The following is a 10,283-nucleotide window of genomic DNA, read 5'->3' as shown; positions in this document are numbered from 1 at the left end:
CAACTTTTGGGCTAGCTTTACTGTTTCTTTTATTCATAACCGGCGTGCGACGCCGGTGGAACGCTCTGAAGAGGACTAAAGAGTTTTTCATTTTTATCTCGGATTTTCAGTCGGTTTCAACCGACTTTCGCTATTAGCCAGGGGTTTCAACCCCTGGCGGTTGTGGCAACACCACTTTATTTTATACTTCTCGTAAAATGCGACTATTCAAACGCTCATATTCATCCTCTAGTAGCCACATTTTAGCAGATTCGTAATTGTCAGTGGTAAAGATAACTTTATAGTTTTGTGCCGGGTTATGGATGCAAAATTTTCCTGAAATTTCTTTGACTAACATCAGGATATAAGGAGGAGATATCAGAGTATCAGCCCAGATTTCCGCAAACTCCCACTCAGTTTCTTGCATGGTAAATTCCCCTCATATTCACCAAATTGTCTGAATAGTTGTTACTGCTTGAATTTTTGCGTCGCGGGTGACTAACGGAAGACTCAAAGATAAAGCAGTGGCGGCAATAATCCTGTCCGGCATATCTGGTACCACATCGCGGGGAATCTGACGCAGAATTTGTGCTGTGATTAAATCCAAAGGGGCGATGGCTAAACCAGTTCCCGGATCGGATAAGGCATTGATTAACTCCTCAAATGCCTCTTCGGGCAATCGATACCTTTCCACTAAATAACTTAATTCTACAACGGAAATCGCGGACACATAAATCGAATAGCCTCCTGCTAATGCTGCATAAAGCAGTCATAGCTGTTTGTGATAATCGAGCATTCTCCCGCAAATACCAGATAATTGTATGAGTGTCGGCTACAACGGCGGTCATTAAATATCCCCTCTCGGAAAATTTCCCCACATTTCTTTTCTAGCTTCGGTAATATCTTCTTCGGTGATATCCATATCTAAATTATTCCACATTCCTTTGACGCTCTTTAGAGGTCGTTTGAGAAGGTTTTTTTGCTGAAGAAATTCAGCAAAATCTAAAACTTCTTGCTGCTGATTCGGGGGCAATTCGCGCAATTTATCTAAAACTGCTTGCTCTAAATTCATTGTTTCTTTTCCTCCGTTTTGGCTGTACTTGACATAGCTTTTAATCGGCTCTGTTCAATCTTAATTATATACCAGTCATCGATGAATTGAGTTTGATGGGTGAGTAGCCAGAAACCGGGTTTTTGCGAGAGACTTCGTTACAGTGCGAAGATTCGAGAAAAAATCGGTTTCTTTGATTTTGACTAAATGCCTAATTCCGGTGGCCGGCCCATCAAGCCTGTCATCAAGCGCAAGGCTAAAAACCTCACTGGGGGAATTGTCCGCAAACACCACAATCCAAAGCGGCGAAATGCTACAATTGGCAGCCAAGTATTAGAAAATAATCTGTCTAGAAAATCGGTAAATCCTAACACGATTAAATTCTCTTTTTTGCGCCAGTTGTGATACCGTTTCAATACTCGCAAATCGCCGATGTCTTCGCCTTTCTGGTGCGCTTGCTGCAAGATTTGGCCGATCGCCCCAGCGTCTCGAATACCCATATTTAATCCCTGGCCACCGACGGGATGGCAGCAGTGGGCGGCGTCCCCAATTAGTGCTAATCTGGGCAAAACGTAGCGATCGCTCTGCATTAACTGCACGGGAAACAAAAAGCGATCGCTCTCCAATTCCAAACGGCCCAAAAGCCCGCCCGTGCGCTGTTCCAACAAAGTCAAAAAATCTGTTTCATTCATTTGTTGCAAAGCTTTAGCTTCCGCGTGAGGTGCTGTCCAAACTACTTGACAACGGTTGCCAGGTAATGGTAAGACTCCCATCGGGCCGCTCGGCCAAAAGCGCTCAAAAGCGATATCATTGTGCGGTTTTTCTGCTTTAATAGTGATAGCAACGCAGGATTGCCAGTATTTCCAGCCGCGAGTGCTGATGTTGGCTTCGGTGCGGATGCGCGATCGCGAACCGTCGGCGGCGACTAATAATTTGGTGCGAATTGTCCGAGTTTCGCCGTTTTGTTTGACTTCTATTTCGGCGCAATCAGTTAAATATTTTACCTCGACTACTTCCGCCGGACAAACCCAACTAAAATTCGGGTTTTTTGCCAAACATTCGTGCAAAGCTGACAGCATGACTCCGTGCTCGCCCACGTAACCTAAAGCTGCTTTTGGTACAGGCAATTTGCCAGTATTTCCCAAATCCGGGCGGTGGAATTCGACGACACCGGGATAGTCGCCGTCGCAGAGGCTAATTTGCTCGAAGGTGGTGATTTGCGGCAAGATTTGCTGCCACACGCCGATACCTTCTAAGATCATTCCTGATAGCAGGGTAATTGCATAGGCTTGTTTTTTGGCTGCGGCGGCGGCGGGGAGTTGGGTTTCAATTATAGCGATTTTTAATCCAGAATCTTTTAAGGCGCTGGCTAAGGTGGCCCCGACTATGCCCCCTCCGACGATGGCTATGTCAAAGTCGAGTGTCGCTGTTTGCGTCGAGGCTGTGGTTGGAGAAAGTTGGTTTACAGGCATTTTCAAGGGAATTTGTCAAAGTTAATTGGATTGTTACTTTTTTATTGTAAAGAATTATTTCGATTTAGGGCGATCGAGAAGCGGAGAGTACCGGCATTCGTGAAAATCCAGGTTTTCAGACTACGATCTCCAAATGCAAGTCTTGGATGCCCTCGCTACCTCAGAAACCCGGTTTCTTCCTATATTTCTCCTCACTAAACGCAAAACTCGTAGAAACCGGGTTTCTAGCCCCCCCCGATGCAGGGCGGTTTCATTTTCTTGTAGGGGCAAACCCTCGTGAAGAGTGGGTGGGGCGGGTACGGGGAGTAGGGGTCGCACCGCCCCTACGAAAAACCTTTTGTAGCAATCCGACCCCTACTCCCCGTGGTTGCCCCGAAACAGCCCTGCCCCCCGATGGGTGAACCCTGAAACTAATGACTAATGACTCATGACTAATGACTAATGACCGAAAGCATCCAGGATACCCGCCACGTGATTCATCCGTCCAGAAATCAAAAACCTGTATCCGATAAAGGGGCCCCCGAATTTATCTCGCGCAAGTCAATGCTTCAATCTAAAATCTAAAATCTAAAATCTAAAATAGATTGACCATTTCCTTTGTGTTTTCGGCAGCCAGCGCTGATACTTCCTGGCGAATGGGAATCTCGATGACAAACTCTGCACCTTCCCCAGGCGTGGAAATACACCGCAATTTGCCTCGGTGTTTTTCAACTATAATCTGATAGCTGATTGACAGTCCCAAGCCTGTGCCTTTGCCGACTGGTTTAGTAGTAAAAAATGGGTCGAACAACTTGCCAATAACTTCTTGATTGATTCCCATCCCGTTGTCGGCAATCCGAATTGTTACTGTCTCGGAATTCGCACTTGTGCTAATCCGAATTCGGTTGTGGCGAGCATATATTTCTTTTGAAGAATGAGTGCTGTTGTACTCTTCGAGGGCGTCGATCGCATTTACTAAAAGATTCATAAATACTTGATTGAGCTGACCTACATAGCACTCTACTTTTGGAAAATTGCTGTATTCTTTGATAATCTCAATAGCGGGACGAAGTACATTAGCTTTGATCCGGTGCTGCAAAATTAGCAAAGTGCTTTCGATTCCTTCGTGAATATCTACTCGCTTCATCTGCGATTCGTCGAGTCGGGAAAAGTTGCGTAAGGATACAACTAAGTCGCGGATGCGATCGGCTCCAACTTTCATTGATTCCAAAATCTTCGTAAAGTCTTCCATTAAGTAATCAACTTCAATATCTTCGGCTGCTTCTACAATTTCTGGGACGGGATTTGGGTATTTCTCCTGGTAAAGATGGAGCAAACTGAGTAAGTCTGTGGCGTATTGGCTGGCGTGGGTAATGTTGCCGTAAATGAAGTTAATCGGATTGTTAATTTCGTGGGCGACGCCGGCGACTAGCTGCCCAAGAGAAGAGATTTTTTCGGTTTGGATTAGTTGAGTTTGAGCTTGGTGCAACTCGTGGACAGCTTTTTCGAGCTCGGCTGCTTGCACTCGATACTGTCCCTCCGACTGCTTGAGTGCTTCCAAAACTTGGACTCGATCGCTAATATCGGTGTGAGTTCCCACCCACTCGCGAACGCTGCCGTCGGCTGCCAAAAGGGGGACGGCCCGCACCCAGAAGTGTCTGTAGCTGCCGTCGGCGGCTCGCAAGCGGTGCTCGACTTCGTAGAGACTTTTTGTTTCTATGGCGCGCTTCCAAGCTTGTATTGTGCGATCGCGATCTTCTGGGTGCACTGATTTTATCCAGTAGTCCTTGTCTTCAGAACTCAAGCCCGTATAAGCTATCCAATCAGGCTCAGGTTTCTCGGCGATTCCGCTAGCGTTTGTCGTCCAAACCATCTGTGCGGTAGCCATTGCCAGCGATCGATATCTTTCCTCGCTCAGACGCACAGCTTCTTCGGCTTGGCGGCTGGCTGTCACGTCGCGCAAAATAGTTGTGAATATGATTTCCCCTGCCACTTCGAGTTGGGAAATAGAAGCTTCGGCGGGAAATTCCGTACCATCTCGGCGGCGGGCGAAAATTTCTTTGCGGTGGCCCATTGTTCGGGCTTGTTTAACGCCGCAGCCGAAATTGCTGACGAGGTGACTGTGAGGGGTGGCAAAAGCTTCGGGCAACAGCAGGCTCAGGGATTGCCCGATCGCCTCCGCAGCCGTCCACCCAAAAATCCGTTCTGCACCTTGGTTGAACAGGATAATTTTTTGGTCAGCATCCACAGAAATAATCGCGTCCTCGGCAATTTCTAAAATGCCGGCGAAACGAGCTTGAGACAGTTGCAGCGCTTGTTCAGCTTGTTTGCGATCGCTGATGTCGCGGGCGATCGTCGAAATGTATGCGAGTTTGCCGCCCGGTGCGGAGTGGGAGATGAGGACTTGGCTGACGGGAAGTTCGAGTCCCGATGCTGACACGAAGGCTGTTTCTCCACTCCAAAAGCCCTCGGAAACAGCGGTGGCGATCGCTTGTTTCAAAGTGCTGCGGGCTGAGGCTGCCGTGAATTCTGCAACTTTTCGCTTGGATATATCTTCGTTTTCGCCTATACCCACCATTTTTCTGCCGGCTTTGTTAATGTAAATGGCGCGTCCTTCGAGGTTGTAGATACCTACAAAATCCGGGGTTGCTTCCAGAATTGCTGCTAAACTTCTGTTGGCGATTTCGGCTTGTTTGCTCTCAGTAATATCCCGCGCGATGCTAACTATACCGCTGATCTTTCCTAAGCCGTCCCGGTAAGCACTTTTTGTAGAAAGAAATATCCTCAAATTTCCTTTGACGGGCAGCTCTTCTTCGATCGCTTCCGTTGTTCCCGCTGCCATAATTGGGCGATCGGTTTTTATAATATTTTCCGCAATTTCCGGCGGAAACAACTCGCTGTCATCTCTGCCGATAATGTCGTCTACAGACTGGCCAATTATACTGGCTCCCGCAGCATTAAGCATTAGATAACGGCCCTGAATATCTTTGACAAATAGGGCTGCGGGCGTACTGTTGATTACTGTCATCAACAGATTGTAGTTTTTTTGAAGCGCCTGCTTTGTTGTTTGAGAGTCGAAAATTTGCTGTTGCAATTGCTCGTTGGTTATTTGCAGTTGGATAGTCCGTTTCTCAACTTGATTTTCTAAGTCTAATTTAGCTTTTCTCAGTCCCAGTTCCGCTCGATAGCGTTTCCGGTCTGCGCTGCAGAGAGTTTTGGCAGAATGCCAAATCAGAACTGTAAAAATAATCACGTTCAATACGCTTAACAGCGATATCCCTACCTCCGGCGTGTAGGCTTGTAACCGATCTCCCAATAGGATGAAATAACCGACTAAAGGTGGGATAATGATTGCCCGTGGCAACAAGCGCCGCGCCATGATGCCGCCCGCGCGATCGCTCGTCATTACTGCTATCAATCCTCGATCGGGACTGGCAAATAAAATGCCGCAGCTCAGCAACATAAATGCTGCGGAGGTGTGCAAAGCCATCCCTGTATTATTGCCAATTTGGTAAAATAAAGCTTTGTCGTAGAAATAGCCTATCAAACCCGTAAATGCAATTAAAAATGCACAACAGCTTAAAATTTGAATCCGCAGGTATTTAGGCCGACGTTCTGACAGCAGCAGCAGCGCTGTTCCCAGCAATAAAAAAGCACCAGCAGTATTCGGTGCCATGCGTCCTGGTGTTCCGGTAATTGTCAATGTGTAACTTTCTTTAAATAGCAGTTGGTCGATGCCTAAGTCTAAATTAAAGCTATATTGAAGTAGGGTTAATAGGCTAATTAATATAATTAAAAATGAGGACAATAAAATCAATTTTTTGTAATTTTTTTGAGGCTTTCTTGCTGTTAATTTGGTGCGCCCTATCTGTTGGATGAATAGAGAAAACCCGCCCAAAATAAAGCATACCGCAGTATTGGCTTTCATGGTAACGAGTCCGGGCAGAATGCTTTTTAAGAGTTGCACATCGAATATCCAACCCAAAATGACTGTACAGCCGATCGCCATTACTGCAATACTCGCTTTTTTGCAAAAAGACTCGACTGCAGCCATTCGGGTTGAGGGCGTTTGCCGTTGTTGCGATCGTTCAAAAACTTCCAATTTCTCGATCCCTCTAATTATTTGGTTTCTACGTATCAAAGGTAACAATAAACACTCTAGTGATATTGTTGCCTACTATACAAAGCTGCTGAAGATTTGCTCAAAGCTGCTAAGCATAAAATATGAATTATTTTACCTAACTTTAGATAGAGCGTCAAATGAAGGTGGAAGGCTCTTATGTAGAAGGCATTTGGCAGAATTGACTAATTTTTGTATGTGTAAATTTTAATAAAAAATTCCTTGTTCCTTGTTCGTTGTCCCTTCGATTTTGGAAATTGGCGCCCGATTCATCGGCAAGACGGAGTGTTTTTACTCAGTACATCGAGGGATAATGGTAGCGGATGAATCACTCTGCAACAAGATCACTGGCATTGTCAATCGGCTGCTGTGGCTGTGGGAAATGCGATCGGCATAACAGATAAGACTCGGCGGTTGAAAACCGCTACTACATAAACTTTCGTCCCAGCAGAGAGGGACTAACCTGTGGAGCATTTAAACCACTAACGAAACCTGTAGGGTGCGTCGGCTCGATCGCTTCCACCGGCAAGGGAAACGCGGAGGCCCGTGGCACCATATAATACTATTTTAAACGCTCCACAGCTTAACTGTTAACTGTTAATTCTTAATCTTGTTCACATAACCCCACAAACTGTAATCGCGACTCAGCCAACCCCGGAAAAAAGCCATCTGAGTCGGATCTTCTTGCACCCGTTTGTAGCGGTAAATAATCCGTTCGTTAATCATTTGCAACGCGGTATTTCTATTATTCGCTCCTTTTAGCGCTTCCTTGGTGCGGGCATCAAAAACTCCCGTTTGCGGCAATCCTAATGCTTGCTGAAGAAAGGTAATAGAGTTATTAATACCGAAATTAACGGCAGTGTCAAACATGACGATCGCCAAAGCCGGCTGCATCGTGCCCGAGAGGCTCGAATCCCAGTAATATTTATAAATTTCTAGGAGCTCTGCTTCCGACATCTGCGTCACGTCGAGGGGCGGAAGCCCACGACTGTAGCGGTAGGCGTTGTATTCCGTTTGCAAAACGCCCCGATAAGTTCTGCCGCCCTTATCGGCTGGGTGATTGCTGAATCCGCCCTCAAAATATAGGGTGAAATAAAGAGCAGTTTGAAATAATTTCTGCCGAAAGCTGGCTGTCTGCTGCTGCTGGGCGAAAGTCTTTTGGGCAAAGGGTAAGGGGATTGCTAAGGTTAACAAGAGTATCCCCAGCAGGAGGTTTGGTTTCCACTTGATGTTATGTTGGCGCTGTGTCGCTTGCTTGTCGCTCATAAATTCTCTGTGACGATCGCCCGTAGTTCCGCTAAAACTGCTACTCTGCAAAATAATATAGATTCAACCTTTAACTTGATAGCACAGATAGGCCGCCAAATGAATTCCGATTTTCGCAACCAATCCGAAACACCCCAATTTGAAGATGCTGCATCCCTGACAGTCGCTGCAGAAACCTATTACTCTCAAGGCAATTTAGCAGCAGCCGTCGCTGCTTGTCGCCGAGCTCTGGAATTGCAACCGGATTGGGCGGCGGCTTACGTGACAATGGGCAATGTTCAGCAAGCAAGCGGCCAAATTGAGGAAGCGATGCGGTTTTATTCCGAGGCGATCGCCCTGAATCCCGATTTTGCTGAGGCTTATGCTAATTTGGGCAGTATGCTCTACAAACAAGGGCATTTGGTGGAGGCGGTTGTCAATTACGAAAAGGCGATCGAACTTAAACCGAATTTGGCTGCTGCTTACTGGAATTTGGCAGGGGCACTGAAGCAGCAGGGGCAGCAGGATGCAGCGGTAGCCTACGAGCAAAAAGCTCTCGAACTCAATCCCCACCTTGCTCAGGTAGATTTTCACTTAAATTTAGGAGATACATTAGCGCGGCAAGGGAAATTAGATGAGGCGGTGGCTGCATGGAAGCAGGCGATCGCATTTAAACCCGATTTAGCCGAAGCATACTGTCAAATTGGCCAAGTTTTGCGCCACCAGGGCAAATTTAAAGAGGCAATACCCAACCTTCAAAAAGCCCTAGAAATTAAACCGGATTTTATTTCTGCCCACCAACATTTGTGCGGCATCCTCAGAGATACTAGCGATTTAGCTGCCGCGCGGCAAGCCGTGCACCACTACAGCCAAATGTGTGCCGAAACAGATCCAATTATGACCGCGATTTACTTCATCAGCACCTATCAAGTGTCGGGATTAAATCAAATTGCGGGCGATCGATTTTTAGAGCTAGAGTCATACTTGCAGCACAACTTAGAAACCGCTAGCCCGGTAGAAATTAAATCGCTTTATGCAAACTTGTTATTCAGCACACCCTATTTGCGAGATGACTTGACAGCCAACTCAAAACTTTACAGATTAATTGCCCAAAAGTATATCGACCAATGTATTAAACCTAATTTTTCTCAACCCGCAAATTACAGTTTCAAACCAACGGTTCCATCCAGCCAGTTAAAAATCGGCTTTTTGTCCAATCACTTCAGCCGCCATTCTGTAGGTTGGTGCAGCGCTGACATCATTCGCGAATTGTCAAATATCACACCCAATGTGTATTTGTACGCTTCCGAAAGAATTGTTCCTGACGATCGCACTCAGCAATTTGAAAGTTTTGGCAAACTGACTTTTCCCACAACCTACCCGAACGGAATTGCAAACTCTGCCGAAATTATCGACCAAATTCAGCAAGATGAATTGGACGTTTTAGTTGATTTAGATTCTCTCAGCGTACCAGTTCACGCTGACATTCTCTACCAAAAACCCGCACCAGTTTGTGTTTCTTGGCTGGGATTTGACGCCCCTTACATATCGCCGGAAAATTACTTTCTTACAGACAGGCACTCGCACCCTGGAGACAGGGAAAAATATTATGACGAGCAGCTAATTAGGATGCCTGATTCCTTTGTAGCGGTGTCCGGTTTTCAGAGATATGGAGTCGATCCCGTTGCATTGAGAAGATCGCATCGGATTGGCTTGGATCAGATAGTTTACCTGTGCGTCAGTCCCGGCAGAAAATTTAATCGCGAGTTGGTAAAAGCACAAATTGCCATTCTCAAAGAAGTGCCGAACAGTATCTTAATTCACAAAGCTTTAGGCGATGCTGCGGTGTTTGAGGCTGCATATCACCAAGCTTGCGAAGCTGAGAAAGTGAGCAAGCACCGAATTAAGTTTTTGCCGAGGTTTGCTACTGAGGAAGAACACAGAATTATCTATTTGCTGGCAGATGTGTTGTTAGATTCTTATCCTTACAACGGAGGAACTCAAACTTTAGAGGCTTTGTGGTCTAATTTGCCGGTGGTGACTCGCACAGGAGAGCAATTTTTGTCGAGAATGGGTTATTCGTTTTTGCAGACTTTGGGAATTGAAACAGGTGTGGCTTTGTCTTGGTCGGAATATGTGGAAGTTGGTGTAAAATTGGGTAAAGAGCGTGAATTGAGAAATGCAATTAAATCACAGTTGGTGAAATCTAAAGATCCAGCCAATTTGTCGCCGCTGTGGAATCCGAAAAAGTTTGCTGGTGATATGTATGCGGTCTTGGAAAAATTATGTAAGATAGGATAACGCGCTAATTATAGGATAAGGTGCGTCAGGCCAAACAATCCGCAATGTGAGAAAACATCATAAGGAATGAGAATTAAATAACTTCCACTCTTGAAAGTGGGATGGGCGTCCCGCCCGTCCAAAAAGGACGGGCGGG

8 protein-coding genes are annotated in these 10,283 nt (G+C 46.1%); 2 read left to right on the top strand and 6 right to left on the bottom strand.

The genetic code is table 11. The features are described from left to right. Positions 1-181: 181 nt before the first annotated feature. From QUB20_RS26965 to QUB20_RS26945, 5 genes are all read right to left on the bottom strand, one after another. The gene (locus QUB20_RS26965) at positions 182-406 is read right to left on the bottom strand and encodes a hypothetical protein (RefSeq protein ID WP_333251022.1); all 225 of its coding nucleotides are present in this window, start codon (positions 404-406) and stop codon (positions 182-184) included. Between the two features lie 18 nt (positions 407-424). After that, complete coding sequence (locus QUB20_RS26960; RefSeq protein ID WP_333246037.1) at positions 425-709, bottom strand: PIN domain-containing protein; 285 nt, start codon at positions 707-709, stop codon at positions 425-427. 117 nt (positions 710-826) lie between these two features. Then, complete coding sequence (locus QUB20_RS26955; RefSeq protein ID WP_333251027.1) at positions 827-1,051, bottom strand: DUF2281 domain-containing protein; 225 nt, start codon at positions 1,049-1,051, stop codon at positions 827-829. Between the two features lie 182 nt (positions 1,052-1,233). Next, entirely contained in the window at positions 1,234-2,502 is a 1,269-nt protein-coding gene (locus QUB20_RS26950; protein WP_333251032.1) for an FAD-dependent hydroxylase, read from the bottom strand. Between the two features lie 574 nt (positions 2,503-3,076). Further along, entirely contained in the window at positions 3,077-6,583 is a 3,507-nt protein-coding gene (locus tag QUB20_RS26945; protein ID WP_333251036.1) for a PAS domain S-box protein, read from the bottom strand. 247 nt (positions 6,584-6,830) lie between these two features. Between QUB20_RS26945 and QUB20_RS26940 the strand changes: the two genes are divergently transcribed. Next, positions 6,831-6,998, top strand: a complete 168-nt coding sequence (locus tag QUB20_RS26940; protein ID WP_333291786.1) for a hypothetical protein — start codon at positions 6,831-6,833, stop codon at positions 6,996-6,998. Between the two features lie 200 nt (positions 6,999-7,198). Here QUB20_RS26940 and QUB20_RS26935 read toward each other — a convergent pair whose 3' ends face one another. Next, entirely contained in the window at positions 7,199-7,867 is a 669-nt protein-coding gene (locus QUB20_RS26935) for a glycoside hydrolase family 108 protein (protein WP_006634869.1), read from the bottom strand. A 99-nt stretch (positions 7,868-7,966) separates the two neighbouring features. Between QUB20_RS26935 and QUB20_RS26930 the strand changes: the two genes are divergently transcribed. Next, positions 7,967-10,147 (top strand): tetratricopeptide repeat protein, encoded by a 2,181-nt coding sequence (locus tag QUB20_RS26930; RefSeq protein ID WP_333251039.1) that lies wholly within the window; start codon positions 7,967-7,969, stop codon positions 10,145-10,147. Positions 10,148-10,283: the final 136 nt, after the last annotated feature.

It is taken from the genome of Microcoleus sp. B4-C2 (assembly GCF_036705265.1).
Lineage (GTDB): Bacteria > Cyanobacteriota > Cyanobacteriia > Cyanobacteriales > Microcoleaceae > Microcoleus.
Note: the sequence above shows the minus strand (reverse complement) of the source record. Positions and strands in the feature narration are given on the sequence as shown.